The sequence below is a fragment of the Methylomonas lenta genome, from assembly GCF_001644015.1.
GTDB lineage: Bacteria > Pseudomonadota > Gammaproteobacteria > Methylococcales > Methylomonadaceae > Methylomonas > Methylomonas lenta.
Window position 1 is genome coordinate 15,937 of record NZ_LUUI01000114.1, and the last position, 23,187, is coordinate 39,123.

General features: G+C 47.9%; 21 protein-coding genes. 16 read left to right on the plus strand and 5 right to left on the minus strand.

The annotated features are described in order from the left end of the window. Positions 1–37 precede the first annotated feature (37 nt). Positions 38–433: a hypothetical protein gene (locus A1359_RS13210; RefSeq protein WP_066983667.1), complete on the plus strand. Its 396-nt coding sequence runs from the start codon at positions 38–40 to the stop codon at positions 431–433. Positions 434–560: 127 nt separating this feature from the next. On the opposite strand, the gene A1359_RS13215 is transcribed toward A1359_RS13210, so the two are convergent. After that, complete coding sequence (locus A1359_RS13215; protein ID WP_066983671.1) at positions 561–2,039, minus strand: DUF1254 domain-containing protein; 1,479 nt, start codon at positions 2,037–2,039, stop codon at positions 561–563. A 262-nt stretch (positions 2,040–2,301) separates the two neighbouring features. Between A1359_RS13215 and A1359_RS13220 the strand changes: the two genes are divergently transcribed. From A1359_RS13220 to A1359_RS13235, 4 genes are read left to right on the plus strand one after another with little or no spacing between them, the layout of a single operon-like run. Further along, positions 2,302–2,958, plus strand: a complete 657-nt coding sequence (locus tag A1359_RS13220; RefSeq protein ID WP_066983673.1) for a CerR family C-terminal domain-containing protein — start codon at positions 2,302–2,304, stop codon at positions 2,956–2,958. Between the two features lie 59 nt (positions 2,959–3,017). Then, entirely contained in the window at positions 3,018–4,352 is a 1,335-nt protein-coding gene (locus A1359_RS13225) for an efflux transporter outer membrane subunit (RefSeq protein WP_232322228.1), read from the plus strand. After that, on the plus strand, positions 4,345–5,559 hold the full coding sequence (locus tag A1359_RS13230) for an efflux RND transporter periplasmic adaptor subunit (protein WP_066983680.1): 1,215 nt from the start codon (positions 4,345–4,347) through the stop codon (positions 5,557–5,559). The genes A1359_RS13225 and A1359_RS13230 overlap by 8 nt, the downstream gene beginning before the upstream one ends. Further along, the gene (locus A1359_RS13235; protein WP_066983697.1) at positions 5,556–8,696 is read left to right on the plus strand and encodes an efflux RND transporter permease subunit; all 3,141 of its coding nucleotides are present in this window, start codon (positions 5,556–5,558) and stop codon (positions 8,694–8,696) included. Before A1359_RS13230 ends, A1359_RS13235 begins: the two co-directional genes overlap by 4 nt. A 52-nt stretch (positions 8,697–8,748) precedes the next feature. On the opposite strand, the gene A1359_RS13240 is transcribed toward A1359_RS13235, so the two are convergent. From A1359_RS13240 to uvrD, 3 genes are all read right to left on the minus strand, one after another. Then, positions 8,749–9,939, minus strand: coding sequence for a glycosyltransferase (locus tag A1359_RS13240; protein ID WP_269747923.1), 1,191 nt, complete (start codon positions 9,937–9,939; stop codon positions 8,749–8,751). Next, positions 9,936–10,757, minus strand: coding sequence for a hypothetical protein (locus tag A1359_RS13245; RefSeq protein ID WP_157200550.1), 822 nt, complete (start codon positions 10,755–10,757; stop codon positions 9,936–9,938). Before A1359_RS13245 ends, A1359_RS13240 begins: the two co-directional genes overlap by 4 nt. 246 nt (positions 10,758–11,003) lie before the next feature. Beyond that, the gene (uvrD, locus tag A1359_RS13250; protein ID WP_066983706.1) at positions 11,004–13,172 is read right to left on the minus strand and encodes a DNA helicase II; all 2,169 of its coding nucleotides are present in this window, start codon (positions 13,170–13,172) and stop codon (positions 11,004–11,006) included. A gap of 99 nt (positions 13,173–13,271) precedes the next feature. Here uvrD and A1359_RS13255 point away from each other — a divergent pair, with 99 nt between their 5' ends. Continuing rightward, entirely contained in the window at positions 13,272–13,547 is a 276-nt protein-coding gene (locus tag A1359_RS13255) for a YgaP family membrane protein (protein WP_066983709.1), read from the plus strand. A gap of 47 nt (positions 13,548–13,594) precedes the next feature. Here the strand turns inward: A1359_RS13255 and A1359_RS13260 are convergent, their stop codons facing one another. Next, entirely contained in the window at positions 13,595–14,044 is a 450-nt protein-coding gene (locus A1359_RS13260) for an FxsA family protein (RefSeq protein ID WP_066983713.1), read from the minus strand. A 95-nt stretch (positions 14,045–14,139) separates the two neighbouring features. Here A1359_RS13260 and cutA point away from each other — a divergent pair, with 95 nt between their 5' ends. From cutA to A1359_RS13310, 10 genes are all read left to right on the plus strand, one after another. Next, entirely contained in the window at positions 14,140–14,457 is a 318-nt protein-coding gene (cutA, locus tag A1359_RS13265; protein ID WP_066983716.1) for a divalent-cation tolerance protein CutA, read from the plus strand. Further along, positions 14,439–16,658: a protein-disulfide reductase DsbD gene (gene dsbD, locus A1359_RS13270; RefSeq protein WP_066983718.1), complete on the plus strand. Its 2,220-nt coding sequence runs from the start codon at positions 14,439–14,441 to the stop codon at positions 16,656–16,658. The genes cutA and dsbD overlap by 19 nt, the downstream gene beginning before the upstream one ends. Further along, the gene (locus A1359_RS13275; protein WP_066983722.1) at positions 16,655–17,179 is read left to right on the plus strand and encodes a TlpA family protein disulfide reductase; all 525 of its coding nucleotides are present in this window, start codon (positions 16,655–16,657) and stop codon (positions 17,177–17,179) included. The genes dsbD and A1359_RS13275 overlap by 4 nt, the downstream gene beginning before the upstream one ends. Before the next feature lie 103 nt (positions 17,180–17,282). Continuing rightward, entirely contained in the window at positions 17,283–17,744 is a 462-nt protein-coding gene (aroQ, locus tag A1359_RS13280) for a type II 3-dehydroquinate dehydratase (protein ID WP_066983727.1), read from the plus strand. Further along, complete coding sequence (accB, locus tag A1359_RS13285) at positions 17,734–18,168, plus strand: acetyl-CoA carboxylase biotin carboxyl carrier protein (protein WP_066983729.1); 435 nt, start codon at positions 17,734–17,736, stop codon at positions 18,166–18,168. The genes aroQ and accB overlap by 11 nt, the downstream gene beginning before the upstream one ends. Before the next feature lie 18 nt (positions 18,169–18,186). Then, positions 18,187–19,530 (plus strand): acetyl-CoA carboxylase biotin carboxylase subunit, encoded by a 1,344-nt coding sequence (gene accC, locus A1359_RS13290; protein WP_066983732.1) that lies wholly within the window; start codon positions 18,187–18,189, stop codon positions 19,528–19,530. A 60-nt stretch (positions 19,531–19,590) separates the two neighbouring features. Beyond that, entirely contained in the window at positions 19,591–20,475 is an 885-nt protein-coding gene (prmA, locus tag A1359_RS13295) for a 50S ribosomal protein L11 methyltransferase (RefSeq protein WP_066983735.1), read from the plus strand. A gap of 3 nt (positions 20,476–20,478) precedes the next feature. After that, entirely contained in the window at positions 20,479–21,117 is a 639-nt protein-coding gene (locus tag A1359_RS13300; protein ID WP_066983738.1) for a DUF3426 domain-containing protein, read from the plus strand. 5 nt (positions 21,118–21,122) lie between these two features. Beyond that, positions 21,123–22,319, plus strand: coding sequence for a class I SAM-dependent rRNA methyltransferase (locus A1359_RS13305; protein ID WP_066983741.1), 1,197 nt, complete (start codon positions 21,123–21,125; stop codon positions 22,317–22,319). 182 nt (positions 22,320–22,501) lie between these two features. Continuing rightward, positions 22,502–23,074, plus strand: a complete 573-nt coding sequence (locus A1359_RS13310) for a hypothetical protein (protein WP_408606557.1) — start codon at positions 22,502–22,504, stop codon at positions 23,072–23,074. Positions 23,075–23,187 lie beyond the last annotated feature (113 nt).

Below are 23,187 nucleotides of genomic sequence, written 5' to 3' on the forward strand. Positions count from 1 at the left end.
TTAAATTCTATCGACCTGGATAGGTAACGCTATAACAGTGAATTCATTTCGCTTGATCGAGGGCGATGGCTTGGTTGCACACACTTGCGAAACGATAGGTTATGACACCCCCTGGTGCCAGGTTCATGGCATGCTGCTGCAGGCCGCAAAAAGCCCCCCCGGCCTCCGCTCTGAACCCAAGCCATTTGTAGCGCAAACTGCACTGTCTGACTACTATGTTGAATACCGATTGACCGCGCAGGTAGAGTGTCCCGAAATTCGTAGAATCACAATCACAACGCTGCATGTCAATATTCAGGATGTGTTTAACGAGTATGGCGTCCGGATCATGTCACCGCATTATAAAGACGATCCTTTTGAAAAAATCTGGGTTTCGAAAGAACAGTGGTTTGAGGCGTTTGTTGCAGAGGTCATGAAATGTAATTCAATTTAGGCCGGGTAGCTCCGATTAGCGTAGCCTAATCGGAGCAACTAAACTGATTCCGAACAACTAGGCTACGCTATTGTAACTAAGCGCTGTACCAAGGTGGTCATGCAGAGCCACCCAGGCAAACAGTCGTTTACTTGGTTTTGACGATACCCGGCGGACTCCAGGTTCCTGCTCCAGCTGGGAGGACGGAAGGCGAATCTGTTTTTGGCCAATAAAGACGCATAACCAGGTAGATAGTATCGTTGGGTGCAGGCAGCCAGTTGCTCTCCTTGCTCTTGCCGGGACTATCTTTCTGGACATAAATCGTCAGCGAACCGTCGGCATTCTTCTTCATGTTCGACAACATCGGCGAGTTGATAAGGTAGCGGTTAATCGGGTTCTGAATCAGAAACTGCGTCTTGCCGTCGTACATGGTCACTGACCAGAATGCGTTCACGGGTGGCAGTTGTCCTGCAGGAAAGGTCAGCGTGTAGTTGTGCTTGCTGCCGTCGAGCGTCTCGCCATCGGTGTCGACGCGGGTCATCGGATAGGTGGCCTCGACGGAATCATTGCCATAGATACCGGCCTTGGCACCGGCGGCGCGCAGCAGCCAGTCGCCCTTGAAGAAATCCCGATCTCCGAAGAGCGAGCCGATTTTCCAGCCGTTGACGTCTTTTTGCGCGGTGGTGAGAAACTTATCGATCTTGTTTTCGCCTTCCTTCATCGCCAGCAGCATCGCGGCCTTGTGCTCAAGCGAGAGGTCCTTGAAATCGAAGGTCTTGCCCGGTCCCACGCCGATGCTCGCGAGCTTGGCGCGGATTTCCTTTTCCTCAGGTCCGGCTGGCGCGAATTGCAGCGCGAAGTCGAGGTATTGGAAAAAGTTTTCCTTGATCATGGCCTTGTTGATTTTCGGGAAATCGATCTTCGCAGCGGCGGCCGGCGCGGGTTGCTTGAGGAAGGCGGAAAGTGTCTGTCCTTTGTAGCCGGACTGGACTTTCATCACGTTCGGCATGTCCTTGGCATTGAAGAGCTGGGTGCGGAATCCCGCGATCGAGAACTCGGTGGTGGATTGGAAGACCTGCTTGATGCCGGCAGGCGTCTCGCCCTTCCAGCCGGGCCCAACGACCATGTAACTGCCGGCTTCGTTGCCGGTGGAACGGCTGCCGATGTAGCCATAGTTGAAGGTGTTGCCGTCCTCCAGCTGCACCGCGTAGTAGCGGTCCTTCTCCACCGCCGGGACGCTGATCACCATCGGTTCGGCACGTAGATCCATCCACAGGAAGGAATAGGGGGTGTCGCTGTTAGGCGTGATAATGGCGGTGTCCTTGTAAGTGAAGACACGGGCCTCGTTCATGATTTCGTTGAAGGGGGCCTTATACTGGCCGGAATTCTTGTCGACGGAGTATTCATACATCACCGCGTAGTTCATCACAATCGGCAGACCGTAGATAAAGCCCTCCTCGGCAATCGCCTTGGTTTCAGCTATGCCAGGCACAGAAATGCCAGCTTTTTTGTCGACTTGTTCGGCAGCAGAAATAGGATCGCCTGTCTTATTACAGCCGACGAGTAGCGGCACTGCGATAGCACCACACAGCGCGCTGAAGATGAGGATATGCCTAGGTTTATGCATTTGTCTATACTCCAAGTTTGCATTCATAAATAAATAGGTAGGTTAAGTTTTATTCTATCGTTACCAATTTGGCAGTTTGATTATAGACCGCAAATCGGTGTCGAACAGGTTGAACATAGCCTATGGTGACTACCCAGACAAAAAAATCCCTGCTTCACTACCTGGATTCTTACGCTCTTGAGCATGAAAAAATAATTTGCTTTTAAATAATTCAAATGTATATTTGAATTATTCATTTGAATTATAGAGTTGATTTGCTGCTGTGAGCACCCCTAAGCCAAGACGCCCAGATACCCGTACCCGTTTGCTGACGACTGCCAGCCGCATGTTTGCTGAAAAAGGTTTTCAAGAGACGACTATTGCCGATATTTGCAAGCAGGCCGAGGCCAATATCGCTTCGGTAAACTATCACTTTCGAGACAAAGAAAATTTATATCTGCAGGCCTGGCGCTTCGCTTTTCAGCTGGATTTGGCCGCGCATCCGGTCGATGGAGGAGTGCCGTGTGATGCGCCCGCCAACCAACGTTTAGCGGGACGAATCAGGTCCTTGATGGGGCGGATCGATGACGATAACTCACATTTTTTTGCCATTATTAATAAAGAAATGGCCCAGCCCACACAACTTTTACCGGAGATCCTGGTCAAGGAAATCAACCCGCAACGACAGGCAATGATGGCGATTATTAAAGAATTGCTAGGCTCGGCAGCCAGTGAGCAGAATGTGCAATATTCCCATGCCAGCATCATCGGTCAGTGTTTTCATTTCGCCCGCATGAAACATATGCTGGCTAACAGTCAGCTGCCATTTGAATTGCCTGATGAACTGGATGCGACGGCTTATACCGAACATGTGATTCGTTTTTCTCTGGCGGGGATTGCTGCTTTACGTCAACCCATGTCAGGGAATGGTGAGATTTAATGTACCGGATTTTGAGGTTAGCGCCATTTTTGTTGTTTGCGACTGCTTGCAGTGTGGATGTGAAACCATTTGATGTGCCTGTGGCTTTGCCAGAGCGGTTTTCAGCCAGCGGCGAGGCAATGACACCTGATCGCTGGTGGTTAAGTTTTAATGATAGCCAGCTCAACCAATTGATTGATACGGCGCTGATGCAGAATCAGGATCTGCGTGCTACCTTCAAGCGCTTGGAGCAGGCGCAAGCAATTGCTCAAAAAGTCGGGGCTGAACTGATTCCGGCTTTGAATGGCAATAGTGGGATCGATCGCGCGATCCTGGATCAACCGAATGCCGGTCAAAATATTACAGATATTTTTACGATTGGTCTGGCTGCCAGCTATGAACTGGATCTTTGGGGACGGATTCGTGCCAACACGCGTGCAGCCGAACTGGATAGCCAAGCCGTAGCCCTGGATATTCATACTGCAGCAATTGCCTTGAGCGCACAAATTGCCAGCACTTGGTATCAACTCATCGAACAAAATCGCCAGTTGGACTTGTTAAACCGGCAGCTTGTCACCAATCAGCAATATGTTGATTTGGTGATGGCGCGTTTTAAAGGCGGGCAGGGCACCGCTGCCGATGTATTCCAGCAAAAACAGCTGTTAGAAGCCGTAAATGGCGATAAATACTTGGTGCTCGCTGCTATTGATGTGCTGAAAAACCAGCTAGCCGTGTTGACAGGCACAGCGCCCGGATTATTTAAGGTGCCGACTGTGACAAGCTTTCCGCCGCTGGCCGGACTCCCCAGCACAGGCTTGACCGCGGATTTGATTCAGCGGCGACCCGATATCCAACAGCAATATTTGAGCATACAAGCGGCCGATTTACGAGTCGCGGCCGCGATTGCCGATCGATTTCCTAAAGTGAGTCTGTCTACCAGTATCAATACCAGCGCACCAGACTTGCAAGATTTTTTCAACAATTGGCTGGCTACCTTAGCTGGAAACCTAGTGGTGCCCATCATTGATGGCGGTCGCCGGGTGGCTGAAGTTGATAGGAATAAAGCCGTTACTGCGGAAAACCTGGATTTGTATGGGCAAAAAATTCTGAATGCTTTACAGGAAGTGGATAATGCTCTGGCTCAGGAGTATCAGCAGCATAAACGTGTCGACAGCCTGCAGAAACAATTACGCTATTCATCCGATGCTAACAGCCAAATCCGCATGCGCTATGGCTACGGTGGGATCGATTTTCTGCGTATCTTGACCAGTCTTATCAACTTACAAAGCCTGGAAAGATCAATGATTCGGGCAGAACGCGAATTGATTGAATACCGCATCAACCTTTATCGGTCTTTAGCCGGTGGCTGGGAACTGAAGAAGCCTGAGACTGAAAGGAGCGCAACTCATGGTTAATATTTTTAAAAAACTCATCAAATTCTTGCCAGCCTTGCTTATCTTGCTAGTGGCTGGCGGTCTGTCCTTTTACTGGCTGGCAAACAAACCCCGCGCTGCTCGGATGCCTGCAGCTGTAGTAGCGCCCTTGGTGGAAATCATCGAACCGCAGCTGGGCACGCATCAAACCAGTATTAATTCGTTGGGCACTGTGATTGCATCGCAAAGCGTGAATCTAAACTCACGGGTTAGCGGTATGGTGATATCGGTGAGTCAAAACTTTATTGAAGGTGGCATTCTTAAAAAAGGCGAGCAAATCGTACAACTCGATCCGACAGATTTTCGCTTGTCTGTGCAACAACGCGAAAGCGAATTAGAGCAGGCTAAATTCAATTTCAAAATCGAAATGGGACAGCAGTCCATCGCCAAGCGCGAGTTTGAATTGTTGGGTGGAGACCTGGATGATCAAGCCAGAGAGCTGGTATTGCGCAAGCCTCATCTGATCGCCGCCCAAGCCAAGGTAAAAGCTGCGGAAGCAGCGCTGGCGCTAGCCAAGCTGGAATTATCCAGAACCGTGCCGGTAGCGCCTTTTAATGCTATCGTTACCGCGCGTAATGCCAATATTGGCTCCTGGATTTCCACTTTTTCAACCGGGACGCCGTTGGTTAAATTGGTGGCCACCGACAATTTCTGGATAGACGTTTCCATACCGCTGGACAAAATTCGCTGGATAGATATTCCAGGTATCAACAGCAGCGAGGGTGCCTCAGCCATTATCAGCTATGATCAAGCTTGGGGATTGGACAATCATCGCAGCGGTAAAGTAAAGCGCTTGAAAGCCGAAGTCGAGGCAGAAGGCCGGATGGCGAAAGTGATAGTTGAAGTGCATGATCCGCTTTGCTTGTTAGCGGAAAACGCTAAATCACCGCCTATGATACTGGGTTCGTTGGTGCGCGTACAAATTGCCGGCAAAACCCTGGAAGATGTTTACGCGCTACCGGAAACAGCTTTACACGACGGGCTAACCTTATGGCTGTTGTCGGAAAATAACACCTTGCAGTTTGTCGATGTGGAGCCAATTTGGGCGCAACAAGGCTTGATTTATCTTAAAGCTGATCAATTGCCCGCTCAGCCAAAAATCATTGTCAGCAATTTGTCCGCACCGGTGGAAAACATGCGCTTGCGTAGCCAAGCAGAAACTACTCAAAACAGTCAAGGCAACTTATGAGCCACGCGCAAATTCCACAACAGCGTGGTCCTGTTGCCTGGATGGCTGGCCATTCGGTTGCCGCCAATTTAGCCATGTTTGCCTGCATCATTGGCGGCCTGCTGTTTATGATGAACATGACGCAGGAGGTGTTTCCGGAATTTGAGCTGGATTCTGTCAGTATCACCGTGGCTTATCCGGGTGCCAGCCCGGAAGAAGTGGAAAGCGGCATTGTTCTAGCCATAGAGGATGCCGTCAGTGGTATCGACGGGATAGACGAAATCAACGCCTCAGCTAAAGAAGGCATAGGCTCGGTGATCGTCGATACTGAGATTGGTGAGGATTTGCAACGCATTACTCAGGATATACAAAAAGAAGTGGATCGTATTACCACCTTTCCGGAGGATGCGGAAAAGCCGCAGGTTACAGTGATAAGCCGTAAGCGTACCGTCATTTCCGTGGTGATGTATGGCGATGCCAAAGAGCGAGTTTTACATGAGCTGGCCGAACAGTTTCGTGACCAGCTGTTACAGGATCCCGGCATTACTCAGGTCGAGCTGTCGGGTGTTAAACCGATGGAAATCAAGGTTGAAATCCCGCAGCAAAACTTGCGGCGCTATGGCTTCTCGTTGGGCGATGTAGCGAAAAAACTTACTGAAGCCAGTATCGATTTGCCGGGTGGCAGCATTAAAACCGGCAGCGGTGAAATATTGATCCGCATGAAGGAGCGCATGGATTACGGTCAACAATATATGCGCCTACCCATCATTACCACGGCGGATGGCAGTCAAGTTTTGCTGGGGGATATCGCCACCATTACTGACGGCTACGACGAAAGCGATTATTACGCCATTTTCAACGGCAAGCCGGCGGTGATGCTTGAAGTTTACAGTGCCAGCAAACAGACACCGATCCAGATTTCCGATACCGTCAAAGCCATACTGGAACAGGTACAGCCCGAATTGCCGGCCGGCATTCATGCAGAAATTCGCCGCGACACCTCAGTCGAATACAGGCAACGGATTGATTTGTTGTTGCGTAACAGCGCCATGGGCCTGAGTTTAGTGTTTATTACCCTGGCTTTGTTTTTGGAATTGCGTCTGGCTTTTTGGGTGATGATGGGGATACCCACTGCTTTTTTGGGATCCTTCCTGATCCTGCCCAGCCTCGGCGTGTCGTTGAACATGATTTCCCTGTTCGCATTTATCATTGCACTCGGTATCGTGGTCGATGACGCCATTGTGATTGGCGAGAATATTTATCATCGCCGGCAAGAAGGGATACCGCCTTTACAAGCGGCCAATCAGGGCACACAAGAAATGCTGATGCCGGTGACGTTCAGTATTTTGACCAATATCGCCACCTTCGTGCCGTTATTGTTTATACCGGGCTTTACCGGGAAAATATTTTCGGTGATACCACTGGTGGTGATCTCGGTATTTTTATTGTCGCTGTTTGAGAGTTTGTTTGTGCTGCCCAATCATTTGGCACATATTGACCAGAAAGAGCGAAACGGGCTGGAAGCATGGCTACATCGCCATCAGCAAAGCTTCAGTCTAAGCTTCAGGCATTGGGTTAATAACCGCTACGGACGATTTTTAAACTGGATTTTAAAACATCGCTATCTGACCATGGTGGCGGCCTTTTCCTTATTGATCGCCACACTGGCCTATGCCACTAGCGGCCGTATGGGCATGACGATGTTTCCGAAAACCGAAGCCGATTACGCTCAGGTGACTTTAACCTTACCTTTCGGTACCCCATTGAGCAAAACAGAGGCCGTGTCGCAACATTTAATTGCCGCTGCGCATCGCGTCGCCGCCAGCATACCGCAGGGCGATAAATTGCTTACCGGCGTCTTCGCCGAATTGGGCACTACCGATCATCGCCAAAGCTTGGGTAGTCATTTGGCCTCGATTCGGGCCTATCTGGCAGAGCCGGAAGTGCGGGAAAAAATCATGAGTACCGAGCAGTTTAGTCAGCGCTGGCGGGAAGAGGCAGGTGAAATTGTCGGCATCGAATCGATACTGTTCGAATCCGATGCTGGCGGGCCTGGTTCCGGTTCCGCGCTTACCATAGAACTCAATCATCGCGATATCAAAGTGCTGGAACAAGCCAGTGAGCAATTGGCGGCCATACTGAGTGCTTACCCGATGGTTAACGATGTCAATGATGGTTTTAGTGCCGGTAAAGAACAGCTTGACTTCAGCTTGTTACCGGAAGGCAAAAGTTTGGGTTTGACTACACAGAATGTCGCGCGGCAAATTCGTAATGCCTACTATGGTGCCGAAGTCATCCGCCAGCAGCGCGGTCGAAATGAAATCAAGATTATGGTGCGCCTACCTGAAGACGAAAGAATGTCGGAGCAAAATCTCAGCAAACTCATGCTGTGGACGCCGGCGGGTAAGGAAATTCCGTTGCGGGAAGCGGTCAGCATGAAGCGGGGTCATGCCTATACCGAAATCAACCGTCGTAACGGTCGGCGTAATGTGCAAGTTAAATCCGGTGTCACCCCAAAAAGTAGAGCCGGGGAAATTATCAACGACCTGAAAGCGACCGAGTTGCCCAGATTAATGGAGACATTTCCAGGCTTGCAGTACAGTTTTCAGGGTAGTCAGGCCGATATGGCAGAAAGTTTTGGCAGCTTGAAGCTAGGTTTCGTACTGGCGGTTCTGGCTATTTACGCCATGTTGGCAATTCCGTTTCAAAGCTATTTACTGCCTTTTATCGTCATTGTCAGTATTCCATTCGGCATTATCGGCGCCATTTTTGGGCATATGCTGATGGGCTTTGATTTAAGCATTATGAGTATGCTGGGCATCGTCGCGTTATCCGGCATTGTCGTCAACGATGCGCTGGTTTTGATCAATTACGCCACAGAACTGAGGATGGACAGTACAAAGTCGGCCTTACAAGCCATTAAGCAGGCCTGCATTCAGCGCTTCAGGCCTATCTTGTTGACGACCTTGACCACCTTTGGCGGGCTGATGCCGATGATTTTGGAAACTTCGCGGCAAGCGAGAATATTGATTCCGATGGCGATATCCATCGGTTTCGGGATTTTATTCGCCACGCTGATTACCTTGATTTTGATACCATCGCTGTATCTAATCGTCGACGATATCAAACGGCTGACCGGGCAGGGTACGCGGCATTAAAGTAGTAATCACCGATTAGGATAAGCTTGTGGCCTGGAATGTCACGTAACCACTATTGCGGCAAGCTGAGCCCTGGGCTTTTATTTAGACAGCTGGCAAACCAGGAGGCGTAGCTATTAATTTGATGAGCAGTTGTATATTGTTGGCCTACAGACTTTGCTATATCGGCTTTTAACTGATGGTAGTTCTCCTCAGCTAAAGCCTTTAACTGTTCAGACCATAAGTCTATGGTATCTTCATCTATAACAGGTATATCGGCGTTTCGATTTTTAAATGGTAGTACTGTGCCAGCCTTACCGACGATCTCCGGTAAGGCGCCGGCATCGGATACTAAGGTCGGTATACCGTTGGCCAAGGCTTCCGCTGCAAGCCTTCCGGCTGCTTCATCTACCAGGGAAGGCATTAGCAATACCCGGGTTGCGGCAAAAATGTCTTTGGGTAACACCGAGCCGGATGAAAACATGACATTGTGCAGTTTTTCTATTTCAATACCTGCTGCTTGCGCAATGATATTGAAATGACCGCTGTGAGCGCGCGATTCCACTATCAGGAATGGCAAGTCTGGATGTCTTGCGGCAAGATGGGCAATCAATTCGGCACCTTTTGCGCGTTCCGGATTGACGAATGTAAAGAATATCGGCTCTTTTTCGGTTGCGATTATCTCCTGATCCCAAATTGGCGGCGCTAATATCTGCACATTTTTGTAGCCTGCCGCAGCATATCGCTGAGCCATAAATGCCGATGGCACTAACAGTTCATCGTATTCCTGAATGATGGCACGCAAATAAGCCAGATTGTGCAGGGCAAATATCACTCGAATACCACGCGCACGCGCCATGGCACGCCGACGTAAATCTGCAGTTGTAGCACCAAACGTCAGTATCAAATCGGGCCGAAATGTGTCGAGTATTGATGAATAACGCCGATCAAAAAAATCAGACACTTTAATGTGCGGGTGGGTTACGGAATTTTGGTCAAACTCAATCAGTTCGAAATCGATACCTTCATGCTGCAGACGAAGGATGGTTTGATTTTCGTTATGAGAGCCACCATCGCGTGTTGTTCTGGTCGCTTGTGGAAATACATTGGCAGCATTCCCTTCGGTCAAGTCAGTAGACAAGGCATGTACCTGCCAGCCGGATTTGGCAAGCAGGTATGCCATGTGCCGCATTGATACTGCTGCGCCGCTCGACCCATCAAAGGGCGATTGAGTCAGCAGTAATAATAGGCGTGGTGAAGTCAAGCCTGGCGTCGGCCGGCCTTGGATAGTAAAGGCAGTAATCCGCTAAGGAATAACAATGCTGCGCCGGGCACAGGTACCGCGGTGACATAGCTCACATCGATAGATTGGTTGGGGACATTCAGAGAAACGCCGGGAAAATGGGTGGTATAGACGCCATTGTCGGTTCGCCTCCAGTCATAGGCCGAGCCATACACACCTATCACGATTTGCCAATAGTAGTTATCCGAACCGACTTCGTAATCCTGTAATGGCTCAGTAGTGACGGAGCCTATCAGATTATCGCCATTGATTTCTGTCCAGTTATCCAGCAAAGCATTGTTAACATTATTGTAAGGTTCGTAACTACCCAAGTAGGCAGACAGAACATAGCTCATCCCGGTGGCAGGCGTATCAAAGTCCACACTGAAATCGTAATGGATGCTCAGTGAGTCGCCAACACCTGGCGCGCGTTGCACTGTGCCGCCCCAAACCATTGCTACCCCGGCATCGTGAGAGAAATAATAAGGCTGACCATTATCGTCATAATGCATGTTGTGTGCGTACAGCTCTGCTGCAGTTGTTGATACTGATCCATAAAGTTTGGGCGAGCCGTCAGGATTTGTTTCGTTTAGCACCTGGCTATTGCCGGGGCCAGAGTCATAATCTGCAAAGTAACCCGATGAATTATAAAAATAGCTGCCGGAATAATTGACCTGTAAGTCGTCAAGCGATACGGGGTCGGCCTGCGCCATATTACTTACCGGGACGATGGCCAATGCGGCAATCAGCGGTGAGTTTGATTTGAGAAGAGAACGGGCGCGATTTAATAGCTGAGACATGTCATGATCTATGTGGGTTGAGGATGAAATAATGGTAACTTGAGATATCTAGTTGTCAATACGTACAAAAGGGCAGAGCTTAGGGTTAGGGTCTACGTAAACATTGAATAACATTTGAATGGGCCAGGGGGGTAAGCCTAATCCTAATATTTAACAGCTTCAAAAGTTGCAAAATATTACTGACGGGATTGCAAACTCCGTCCGATTAAGGTTGCATGTCCCCGACGCCTACGCTACCTGCGGGCGTTAAACAATCTCCAACTTGGCATAAGCCAGCATCAGCCATTTAATCCCGGCATTACGGAAATTGACTTGCACCCGTTCCTGATCGCCATCGCCTTCGGTTTGCAAGACTACGCCTTCGCCGAACTTTTCATGTTTGACGCTTTGTCCTAACCGGTATTTGCCGGTTTTTGTGCTCATCTTGCCAAGATCGCTGTTGCTGTTAGCTAGCGGGCGACTGATATTGGCGCGCATGCGGATTTCCTGCAACGATTCGGGCGGTATTTCCTTTAAAAACCGGGAAGGGCGCGGATAGCTGTCTTTGCCGTACAAGCGGCGGGATTCGGCATGGGTCAGGTACAATTGTTCCATGGCGCGGGTAATGCCGACATAACATAAACGGCGTTCTTCTTGCAGGCGACCAACATCATCTGTGGATTGCTGGGAAGGAAACAGACCTTCTTCCAGGCCCACCATAAACACCAGTTTGAATTCCAGACCTTTTGCGGAATGCAATGTCATCAGCTGCACGCAATCTTCATCGACATCGGCTTGCATGTCGCCGGCTTCCAATGCAGCATGGGTGAGAAACATATCTAGTTCGCTGATATTTTCTTCGGTTTGATTGTCGACATCAAATAGACGTGCCGCATTGACTAACTCCTCCAGGTTTTCCACCCGGGCTTCGCCTTTGTCTTGTTTTTCTTTTTTATACAGTTCGATTAGGCCGCTTTTTTCCACCACCAGTTTGACGGTTTCGTACAATTCCAGGTCTTGAGTGTCGGTGCCTAATTGCAGAATTAACTGTAAAAAACCTTTTAAGGCATTGCTGGCGCGCGGTGGTAAACGGTTTTCGTTAAGCATGCATTCGGCAGCTTGCCACATGGATAAGCTTTGCTCCCGGGCTAGCACCCGCATGTCATCCATAGTTTTAGCGCCGATGCCACGGGTTGGGGTGTTGACTACGCGTTCGAAGGAGGCGTCGTCATCGTGATGGCTGGCCAGACGCAGATAGGCGAGGGCATTTTTGATTTCCATCCGCTCAAAAAAGCGTAAACCACCATATACACGATAGGGGGTGCCGGTAGTCATCAAGCGCTCTTCAAATTGCCTGGATTGGGCGTTGGAGCGATATAAAATAGCTATATCGCTGCGCAAGCCGCCGTCTTTGACCCATTGGCGAATTTTTTCCACCACAAAATAAGCTTCATCTTGTTCGTTAAAGGCGGTGTACAAAGAAATGGCATGCCCCTCGCCGGCTTCGGTCCACAGTTCTTTTCCCATCCGGCTGTCGTTGTTGGCAATCAAGGTGTTGGCGGCTTTTAAAATATGGCCGGTGGAGCGGTAGTTTTGCTCCAGTTTAACCACTTGATGGCCGGGGTACTGTTTTTGGAAGGCAAAAATATTTTCGATTTTGGCACCGCGCCAACCGTATATCGATTGGTCGTCATCACCGACTACGAACAAGTTGTTATTGCCTTCGGTTAATAAACGTAACCAGGCATATTGTATGGTATTGGTATCTTGAAACTCGTCGACATGCACTTGTTGAAAACGCTGGCGGTAAAAATTCAACAAATCCTCGTTATCGCGCAGCAGTTCGTGGGCGCGCAACAGTAATTCGGCAAAATCTACCAGGCCGGAACGGTCGCAGAGCTCTTCGTAAGCTTTGTAAACAATCAGCATTTGCCGCTGATAAAAGTCGCCGTTGTCGGCCATGTGCCGGGCACGAATGCCTTCTTCTTTTTGGCCGTTGATAAACCATTGCACCTGTTTGGGCGGCCATTTGCTGTCGTCGATATTCATGGCTTTTAGCAGACGTTTTACGATGCGTAATTGATCGTCGCTGTCCATCACCTGAAAGTTATCCGGTAGTTTTGCCTGTTTGGCGTGCTGACGTAAAAGTCTATGGGCAAGGCCGTGGAAGGTGCCTATCCACATTGAGCGGGCCGATATTTCCAGCAGTTCTTCAACTCGCCCGCGCATTTCGTTGGCGGCTTTGTTGGTAAAGGTGACCGCCAAGATATGCTGCGGCGAAATATGATTGATTTTAATGTGCCAGGCGATGCGGTGTACTAATACGCGGGTTTTACCACTGCCGGCACCGGCTAATACCAGCATGGCCTGCGGTGGAGCGGAAACAGCCAGACGCTGGGCATCATTTAGCGGGGCTATGATTGAGGAGACATCCATATTTATTTGCAGAATTTAATGAGCTGTGTATATTTGCTGACACTTAAGGGAAAGCCTTACGTCAGGAAAATAAAAAATATTACATAGAGAGGGTTGGAAATGAATTTTGATTATAAACGTATGATTAAGTTTGAGCACAATGTCGGGGCAAAAGACAAAAAAGTTCGCATGATAGCGGGCGTTGTATTGTTGGCGGCATCTTTGTTTACTGCAAAAATATTGCTGTTAATAGTCGGTTTGTTACTAGTAACTACTAGTTATATTGGCTGGTGTCCGGCTTATTCAGGGTTTGATAAAAACACACTGGGTTCAGATGCTGATACAGTCGTTGCTGATGCAGGGGCGGAGACTGACACTGACAACGACGGTCAATAAAACATAGATCCTCTAAATTCGGATTTTTGTCGAATTTAGAGGATCAATTAATCTTTGCTATCTTCTTTACTAAATTCTCCTTCAATTGCATCTATATCGGGGCGTTTTTGTTTAAATGCGCTGCCGAATTCTGATACCAATAAATGGTTTTCGATGATGTATTGGGCAATTTTGCGGCGTAAAGTCGGGATAAGGCAGGCAAACCCCAAAATATCGGTAAAGAAACCGGGCGTCAGTAACAGCGCGCCGCCGACCAATAGAATCGGCCCCTCTATCATTTCATAGGCTGGAATCGTACCTTGCGCCAAATTGGTTTGAAAGCGTTGCCAGGTGACAAAGCCTTGACGGCGTAATAACCAGGCGCCTAGCGCGGCGGTAAATACCACCAGAAAGATTGTTGGGAAAGCACCAATTAAGCTGCCGACTTGTAGCAATAGGTAAATCTCTACAAAAGGCACGACAAGAAAAAATATAAACAGGATTTGCAGGGGTTTCATTAGAGAACTCGTTGTTGGGTTAAAAATGACGTCACTTTTTAGCGGAAACTTTGTATCTCGACAAAATTTCAAGTCATTTGCAGGATAATAGCAGCATGTATCATTTGATTTATTGTACCTGTCCTGACCAGGAAACTGCTGAGCGGATTGCCCGGCAATTGATCAGCGATAAATTGGCGGCTTGCGTTAACATTTTACCGGGTGTTAGCTCGATTTACGAATGGCAAGGCCAAATCGAAATTGCGCAGGAACATTTGTTGCTGATAAAAAGTCAAGAATCTCTTTATGCGACAATTGAAACTGCCATTAAAGCGTTACACCCTTATCAATTGCCGGAAATCATTGCAGTCGCCATAGAACGCGGCTCTGCTGAATACTTAAAATGGATCGATTCATGCCTGTCTACCGACTAATTTTACTCTGTATTTTTGCATTATATGTTCAGCCGGTTGCGGCTTTGACCAGTGCAGATATTCTTCCGCCCGAGCAAGCCTTCCGATTGACAGTTGTCGGTCAGTCGCGGCAGCAGGTCGAACTTAGCTGGCAAATTGAGCCTGGTTATCACTTATATCGAGACAAAACCAAGATTGAGTCGCAAAGCCCCGCGATACAATTAGACGCGTTTGAAATGCCGCAGGGTGCGCGGGAGCATGATGAAGTATTTGGTGATGTCAGTGTCTATCGCGATCAAGTCAAACTCAGTCTACCGTTAATCAATCCAAATAATCAGCCTCAGGTCAAACTACTGATCAAATACCAGGGTTGCGCCGATATCGGCGTTTGTTATCCACCGCAAAAAGTGGTCATGGATGTAAGTCTGCCGGAAGCCTTGGGTCCCAATCAGGTCAATGCAGTCAATCAATTTTTTGGCGGTTTAAAAAAACTGACACCTAGTTTGTTTGCAGAAGAATTATTACCGCCGGAACAGGCTTTTCAATTTTTCGCCAGCCTCAAAGACCCACAGACCGTACATGTCAGCTGGATAATTGCAGAGGGCTATTATCTCTATAAGAATAAACTGGGCCTTACACTGGATGAAGCCAGTAAAACTAGGTTAGCTCAACCATCTTTGCCGGTTGGCGAATTGCATCTGGATGAGGAATTCGGTGAAGTCGAGATTTATCGCCAGGAATTGAGTTTGGATGTGCCGATAATCCGGCAAGGTCTGGCGGCAGAAACTGTAGAATTAACCGCCAAATTTCAAGGTTGTGCAGATCGAGGTGTCTGCTATCCACCAATGACCAGTAAAGTGGTTTTGGACTTACCTGCAACGGCCAGTTTAGAGTCGATTCCTGAACAGAAACCCCAGGTTGCTGCCTCCGAACAGGATCAGATTGTTAATGCGCTTAAGCAGGACAGCTTAGCCTTAACCTTGCTCAGCTTCTTTGGGTTTGGCCTGCTGCTGGCGCACACGCCGTGTGTGTTTCCTATGATTCCAATTTTATCCGGCATCATTGTTGGTCATGGACATCAGATCAGTACTCGTAAGGCTTTTTTGTTATCGGCTAGTTTTGTATTCGCTTCGGCCTTGATGTATACCGTATTTGGCATATTGGCGGCATTGTTTGGAGCAAATTTGCAAGCCACCTTTCAAGAGCCCTGGGTGATTGCAACCTTTGCCGGTTTATTTGTGTTGCTGTCATTGTCCATGTTTGGTTTTTACAACTTACAGTTGCCATCTGCATTGCAATCGAAATTACATCATTCCAGTGATCAACATCGTGACGGTTCTTATTGGGGGGCGGGCATCATGGGGGCTTTATCATCACTGATCGTTGGGCCTTGTGTGGCAGCACCGTTGGCGGCAGCTTTGATTTATATTGGTCAGACCGGTGATGTGGTATTGGGTGGTTCCGCCTTATTCGTAATGGGTTTGGGTATGGGGCTGCCTTTATTAATAGTGGGTGCTTCAGCGGGTAAGTTGTTACCTAAAGCCGGTGCCTGGATGGACGCTACCAAGGCGGTATTTGGGGTGATCATGTTGGCGGTAGCAGTTTGGATGTTGTCGCGGATTTTGCCCGCAGCCATTACCATGTTGTTAACCGCAATGTTGTTGATTATTCCAGCTATTTACCTTAACGCTATCGAGCCATTGCCACAACCCGTGTCTGGATGGAAAAAGCTGTGGAAAGGTGTCGGTTTGATAATGTTGGTGTTCGGCGTCATGCAATTGATCGGATTGAGCGCGGGGAATAGTAATCCTTTGCAACCTTTGGCTGGATTGGCAGTTGGGGGGGATGTGCAAGCCAAGACTGGGATCCAGTTTCAACGAGTGCGTTCGTTATCCGAGCTGGAGCAAAAGTTGCAGCAAGCTAAAGCCAATCAGCAATGGGTGATGTTGGATTTTTATGCCGACTGGTGTGTATCCTGCAAAGAGATGGAGGTCTATACCTTTTCAGATGCTCAAGTTAAACAGCAGTTAAATGGATTTATGCTGATACAGGCCGATGTGACGGACAATAACCCAGAAGATAAAGCTTTATTGCAGCGTTTCAATTTAGTGGGTCCGCCCGGCATTATTTTTTTCGATCCTGAGGGGCAAGAGCATAGCGAGCGTCGTGTCATTGGTTATCAGGATGCAGCCACTTTTGTTAACACGCTAAAACAATTATGAAAACAAATTTGCTGATTGTAGTGGTGGCGGCGCTGGCATTGGGTGTGGGTGTTTTGCTACAGAGTAACCGTCCTTCGGCCGGATTGCCTGAAACCATCAGTCCAGCGTTGGATTTTAGTTTTCCGGATATACACGGGCAGCAACAACCGGTGTCGCAATGGCAAGGCAAAATTTTAGTCATTAATTTTTGGGCAACTTGGTGTCCGCCTTGTTTGAAAGAGATACCTGAGTTTATTCAGTTACAGCAGGCCTATCAGGCTAAGAATCTGCAGTTTGTTGGTATTGCCATAGAAGACAGGCAGCCTGTGGCTGATTATATGCAAGGTATGAATTTCAATTATCCGGTCTTGGTTGCTGGCGATGCTGGCAGTTCATTGTCACGTCAATTGGGTAATATTATTGGCGCTGTGCCCTTTACGGTTATCGTGAATCCTGAAGGGCAAATTATTCATCGACAGCCTGGCGAGTTCAGTAAAGAACAGTTTTTGCAGATTGTGCAGCCATTGTTGCTGGGTAAATAATCTAAAATCGCCTTAAATTGACTAAAAAGCGGGTTTATCTGGACAAAAACTGACAAAGTAGGCAAAATTCGCACCTTCAAAATTTTGACTGTTTAGTGATTGCATGGCGACTATTTCCGTTCTTAACGGCCCCAATTTAAATTTGTTAGGTGTGCGAGAACCAGGTATGTACGGCAATAAAACTTTACTCGACATACAAAACAGTCTTGAACTGATGGCAGGCCAACTTGGACATCAGCTAAACTTTTTTCAAAGTAATGCAGAGCACGCCATAATAGAACAAATCCATTTGGCTTATAGTCAGAGTGTAGATTTCATCATTATCAATCCTGCAGCATTTACTCATACCAGCGTGGCGATTCGTGATGCCTTGCTGGCGACCAAGATTGCATTCATTGAAGTACATTTGTCCAATGTGCATGCCCGCGAAGCTTTCAGGCGACATTCCTATTTTTCAGATATCGCAGTCGGCGTTATCTGTGGCTTGGGCGCACGCGGTTACGAACTGGCCTTACAGGCTGCTCATCAGATTTTACTAGAGAGAACTCATAACAATGGATATTAGAAAAATAAAAAAACTTATCGATCTTATCGAGGAATCCGATATTACCGAGATAGAAATTAGCGAAGGGGAAGAGTCGGTTAGAATTAGTCGCTATTCAGCGGCAGCCCCAGTTCAATATGCGGCTCCGGCTGCGGCGGCACCTGTAGCGATTGCTGCTGCACCAGCTGCAGCTGTTGAAGAAAAAATTAGTGGCCATGTAGTTAAATCTCCGATGGTCGGGACATTTTATCGTTCTGCATCACCCGGCTCTGCTTCCTTTGTTGAAATCGGTCAGTCGGTATCGGTCGGTCAAACAATCTGTATTATTGAGGCCATGAAAATCCTTAACCAGATTGAATCGGACAAAAGCGGCAAAATTAAACAAATTCTGGTCGAAAACGCCCACCCGGTTGAATACGGTCAGCCTTTATTCATCATCGAATAGCGGCCAGGGGACTAATCAATGTTTGAAAAAATTGTAATAGCCAATCGTGGCGAAATTGCGTTGCGGGTATGGCGCGCTTGCCGTGAATTAGGTATTAAAACCGTGGCGGTTTTTTCAGAAGCCGATCGTGATCTAAAACATGTCCGCTTGGCCGATGAAGCGGTTTGTATCGGTCCGGCACCTTCTGCACTCAGTTATCTGAATATTCCTGCCATCATTAGTGCGGCTGAAGTGACGGATGCGCAAGCTATACACCCTGGGTATGGTTTTTTATCCGAAAACGCTGATTTCTCGGAAAAAGTTAGTCAAAGCGGTTTTGTGTTTATCGGACCAAGAGCGGACACCATACGCTTGATGGGCGATAAGATTTCTGCAAAAAATGCCATGCTGGAAGCCGGTATTCCTTGTGTGCCGAGTAATGGCGATGCCTTAGGAGATAACGACGAGGCCAATCTAAAGTTGGCGCGGGAAATTGGTTATCCGGTGATTATCAAAGCAGCCGGTGGTGGTGGCGGTCGCGGTATGCGTACTGTGCATACCGAAGCAGCGTTGATAAACTCGATCAGCCTGACTAAAGGTGAAGCTGGCGCGGCATTCGGTAACGATACGGTGTTTATGGAAAAATTCCTGGAAGATCCACGTCATATCGAGTTTCAGGTGTTAGCGGATTCTCATGGCAACGCTATTCACTTGGGGGAGCGTGATTGTTCCATGCAGCGTCGCCATCAAAAAGTAGTTGAAGAAGCACCTGCACCCGGTATTACAGCAGAACAGCGCAAAATGATCGGTGAACGATGCGCCCAGGCCTGTGTGAAAATTGGTTATCTGGGTGCGGGCACGTTTGAGTTTTTATACGAAAATGGCGAGTTCTACTTTATCGAGATGAACACCCGGGTGCAGGTTGAGCATCCTGTGACTGAGATGATTACTGGTTTTGATATTGTCAAAGAGCAGTTACGCATAGCTTATGGCTTGCCTTTGTCGATTACACAAGATCAAGTCAGATTTACCGGTCATGCCATCGAATGTCGTTTAAACGCAGAAGATCCAAAAACCTTTATGCCTTGCCCTGGCATTATTGATCAATTCCACATGCCGGGTGGGCCAGGTATTCGCTGCGAAACTCATATCTATAATGGGTATAAAGTGCCAGCCTATTATGATTCCATGATAGGCAAGCTGATTGCGCATGGTGATGATCGCAATAGTGCTATTGCCCGTATGAAAACGGCGCTTAGCGAAATGGTGATAGACGGCATCAAAACCAATATTCCTCTGCAGCAAAATATCATGGCTGATTCGGCATTCGAGCTGGGCAGTCAAAACATTCATTACCTGGAAAAGAAACTGGGTATTCATTAAACAAAAGACACGTTTATGTCAGCAACGATGTAAACGTGTTTCTTACTCTAAAATCAAACTATGGCATGGCATCAGCTTTCAGTGGTGACTGACGAGCAAACTGCTCCTGAGTTGTCGGATTTTTTCAGCGAACTGGGTGCGGTTTCCGTCACCTATAGTGACGCCGAAGACGAACCGGTTTACGAGCCGGCCATCGATCAAACCCAGATTTGGAGCAATACTCGGGTGACGGCTTTATTTGAACTGGATGCCGATCCCGATGTATTGCAAACCCTGATGTTTAATTCATTCATCGGCCAGCCATTGCATCAATGGCAAGTGGAAGTTATTCAGGATCAAGCCTGGGAGCGGGCCTGGATGGAGCATTTTAAGCCTATGCAATTTGCGGGTAGGTTATGGGTGTGTCCCAGTGGTCAGGAAGTGACAGAACCTGGTCAGGTTTGTATGACCTTAGATCCGGGCTTGGCTTTTGGTACTGGCACCCATCCTACGACAGCTTTGTGTCTGGAATGGTTGGCGGGACACGATTTACAAAACAAGGTCATGATCGATTACGGTTGCGGCTCTGGAATTTTAGCAGTTGCCGCCTTATTGCTGGGCGCCGAGCAGGCGCATGCAGTAGATATCGATCCGCAAGCCATAACCGCGACGCAATACAATGCCGAAAAAAATCAGGTACTGGATCGCATCAGCTATTACCTGCCGGAACAATTTACAGTAAGCGGCGCAGAGGTGGTGGTTGCCAATATTTTGGCCAAGCCGTTGATCGAGTTATCTGCCACGATTGCTGGATTGGTCAAGCCTGGCGGTTATCTCGTATTGTCCGGCATACTCAACGAACAAGCAGAAGCTGTAGCGGATGCTTACCGAGCCCAAGGATTACAAGTGGCCGAACCCGTCAGCCAAGAGGACTGGTGTAGACTGGATGCCGAGAGACCGGCTTAATCCATGTATAGCCGTTGCCCCCATTGCGATGCACAACAAGAATTAACCGCGCAGCAATTACGCGATAGTCGGGGGTTATTGCATTGTGTTAGTTGTCATCAGCCTTTTGATGCCTTGCTTTCGTTGTCCGAGCAGGCGGATGATGTCGTGGAGCCGATCAGTACAGACATTGCATTAGCACAGCAGCAGAATACTGAGTCTGTCTGGCGCTGGCGCGTGGGTAGTTTAATGATGCTTTTGGCTTTGTTGGGACAAGTGGTTTATTTCGAAGGCGAGTCTTTAGGTCGTCAGCCCAAAATTTATGCAACATTGCTACAGGCTTGCGAAACTTTAGGTTGTGCGTTGCCGGCTTATAAAAACAGCGATGATTGGGCCGTATCACACAGTGCTTTACAAGTTCATTTGGATAAGCGCTTCCTTGTGACAGCAGCGCTGACTAATCAAGCCGGCCTTGCGCAAGCACTACCGATTTTAAAGCTGACTTTAAAGGATTTTAACGACCAGCCAGTGGCAGAACGCCTATTTGCTCCGCAACAGTATGCGAATGATGCAGCCTTGTCAGCCAACCAAACCACTCAAATTCGCTTGCCTTTGGTATTTTCCACCAACGAAGTTGGCGGATTCACTCTTACTTTGATTTAAAAACCATGAATTATCCCGAATTGTTCCTGAAAAAACACGAAGACAAGCGCTTGCGGCAGGGGCACTTGTGGGTGTTTAGTAATGAAATTGACATCAAACGCAGTCCTTTGGAGCAATTCACAGCTGGTGACCTGGTGCTAGTGAATGATAGCGCTGGTAAGGCTTTAGGTGTGGCTTACATCAATCCGAATGCATTGATTTGCGCCCGCTTACTGACCCGTAAACCCAATAGCAGCATCGGCGAAAAGTTTTTCAAAGCTCGGTTGATGCAAGCTTTGGCTTTGCGCCAACGTTTATTTGAGCAACCTTTTTATCGATTGGTGTTTGGCGAAAGTGATGGTTTGCCTGGTTTGGTGATCGATCGTTACGACACTGTATTGTCGGTACAAATCACCACCGCCGGCATGGAGATGCATAAGTCATTATTGGTTAAAGTGCTGGTCGACTTACTTCAGCCGAGCGCAATACTGCTTAAAAACGACAATAGCCAGCGCCAGTTGGAAAATCTGTCTTTGCAGCCGGAACTGGCTTACGGTGAGATGCCCGACCGTTTGATTATTGAAGAAAACAATACCCGCTTCATAATCAATGTGGCGGCAGGCCAGAAAACCGGCTGGTTTTACGATCATCGTTGCAGCCGGGCGCAGTTTGCGCAATGGTCAAAAGGTCTTAAAGTGCTGGACTTATTCAGCTATGCCGGTGCTTGGGGTATAACTGCGGCGGTGGCAGGTGCTGCAGAAGTGATCTGTGTGGATAGTTCTGAAAGTGCTTTGGCACTGGCTGTAGAAAGCGCTACATTGAATCAGGTACAGGACAAAATGCAGTTTGTGCGCAGTGATGTATTTGAATTTTTGAAACAAGCTCGCGAACAAAATCTGCATTTTGATGCCATCGTGTTGGATCCTCCGGCTTTGATCAAACGTAAAAAAGATCATAAGGCTGGTTATGAAGCTTATCGCCGCTTGAATCATCTGGCGTTGCAAGTGTTATCGAATGACGGTATTTTGGTGTCGGCGTCCTGCTCACATCATTTAAGCCGCGATAATTTGCACGAAATTTTGCGCTCATCGGCACGCCATATCGATAGGCATTTAGTGCTATTTGCCAGTGGCGGTCAAGGGCCGGATCATCCTGTTTTACCTGCCATGCCGGAAACAGAATATTTAAAAACCTTTTTCTGCGCGGTATCAAGCCGGATATAAATCTGCCGTATGAAAAAAAGTCATTATCCTTGCGACCTCTGCGGTCAGCCTGTGAAAATATCTGGATTTAGTTTAGTCAGTCCAAGTGGGCAGAAAAAATTTTGCTGCGAAGGCTGCTTACGTATTTTTCAATTGCTCGATCCCGAGCAAAACTTAAACCATGAATCAGGGGAGAAAATTTCATGAATACCCAAAAGGGCATAAATACCCAAAAGGGCATAAAAGCCTGCGAATCTTGTGCCGAGCGTGTCAATATCGGTTGCCATCATAAACAAATGTCTGTGCTAGCCAGGGCATTCGGTTTGCTATTAGTTTATTTACCGATTTTAACCCTGCCGTTTGTGATCACCAGTGCTTATTTGACTTACTTTAGCTTGAAGTTTGCAGGGGCGCAAAAGGTAAAAAAATGGGGCGATTTTTTGCCGGATCGTGCCAGCCATCGTTACAGCATGAAAAATCAGATCGTTATGAACGGATCGTTTAAGCTGAGTATGGCGCAATCAAGATTATTTTGGATACTCAATTGCACGTGGTATTGTCCTTATAGCGTGGGTTTGTTTGAGTGGCATGCTTATTTAGTCAAGGTTGTGGAAAACTGGTGGTGCCCGTTCGGCCACAGTCGTAAAGACAGCTATACCGAGGGCGCAATAGACCAATCTTTCTGGCACATTTATCCTGATGAAAAGGCAAAATTAACCGAAGAAGATAAAAACAACCCAATTTTTACAAATGAGGCAGACAAACCGCATGATTGATTAAGGCGATGGCTTTTTGTCGTGCTGTACAGCTCAACCATCCTGTAGATACTGTTTGATTTTCCGAAACATGAAAAGGTGAATATGTTTTAACGTATTCACCTTTTGCTACA

Excerpts from the sequence above, each read along its gene's own strand:
- A1359_RS13275 (WP_066983722.1), top strand. The coding sequence starts at position 16,655 with ATGAAAACAAATTTGCTGATTGTAGTGGTGGCGGCGCTGGCATTGGGT.
- A1359_RS13260 (WP_066983713.1), bottom strand. The coding sequence starts at position 14,044 with ATGAAACCCCTGCAAATCCTGTTTATATTTTTTCTTGTCGTGCCTTTT.
- uvrD (WP_066983706.1), bottom strand. The coding sequence starts at position 13,172 with ATGGATGTCTCCTCAATCATAGCCCCGCTAAATGATGCCCAGCGTCTG.
- accB (WP_066983729.1), top strand. The coding sequence starts at position 17,734 with ATGGATATTAGAAAAATAAAAAAACTTATCGATCTTATCGAGGAATCC.
- A1359_RS13300 (WP_066983738.1), top strand. The coding sequence starts at position 20,479 with ATGTATAGCCGTTGCCCCCATTGCGATGCACAACAAGAATTAACCGCG.
- A1359_RS13235 (WP_066983697.1), top strand. The coding sequence starts at position 5,556 with ATGAGCCACGCGCAAATTCCACAACAGCGTGGTCCTGTTGCCTGGATG.
- aroQ (WP_066983727.1), top strand. The coding sequence starts at position 17,283 with ATGGCGACTATTTCCGTTCTTAACGGCCCCAATTTAAATTTGTTAGGT.
- A1359_RS13310 (WP_408606557.1), top strand. The coding sequence starts at position 22,502 with ATGAATACCCAAAAGGGCATAAATACCCAAAAGGGCATAAAAGCCTGC.
- A1359_RS13305 (WP_066983741.1), top strand. The coding sequence starts at position 21,123 with ATGAATTATCCCGAATTGTTCCTGAAAAAACACGAAGACAAGCGCTTG.
- A1359_RS13215 (WP_066983671.1), bottom strand. The coding sequence starts at position 2,039 with ATGCATAAACCTAGGCATATCCTCATCTTCAGCGCGCTGTGTGGTGCT.
- A1359_RS13245 (WP_157200550.1), bottom strand. The coding sequence starts at position 10,757 with ATGTCTCAGCTATTAAATCGCGCCCGTTCTCTTCTCAAATCAAACTCA.
- cutA (WP_066983716.1), top strand. The coding sequence starts at position 14,140 with ATGTATCATTTGATTTATTGTACCTGTCCTGACCAGGAAACTGCTGAG.
- A1359_RS13230 (WP_066983680.1), top strand. The coding sequence starts at position 4,345 with ATGGTTAATATTTTTAAAAAACTCATCAAATTCTTGCCAGCCTTGCTT.
- dsbD (WP_066983718.1), top strand. The coding sequence starts at position 14,439 with ATGCCTGTCTACCGACTAATTTTACTCTGTATTTTTGCATTATATGTT.
- accC (WP_066983732.1), top strand. The coding sequence starts at position 18,187 with ATGTTTGAAAAAATTGTAATAGCCAATCGTGGCGAAATTGCGTTGCGG.
- prmA (WP_066983735.1), top strand. The coding sequence starts at position 19,591 with ATGGCATGGCATCAGCTTTCAGTGGTGACTGACGAGCAAACTGCTCCT.
- A1359_RS13255 (WP_066983709.1), top strand. The coding sequence starts at position 13,272 with ATGAATTTTGATTATAAACGTATGATTAAGTTTGAGCACAATGTCGGG.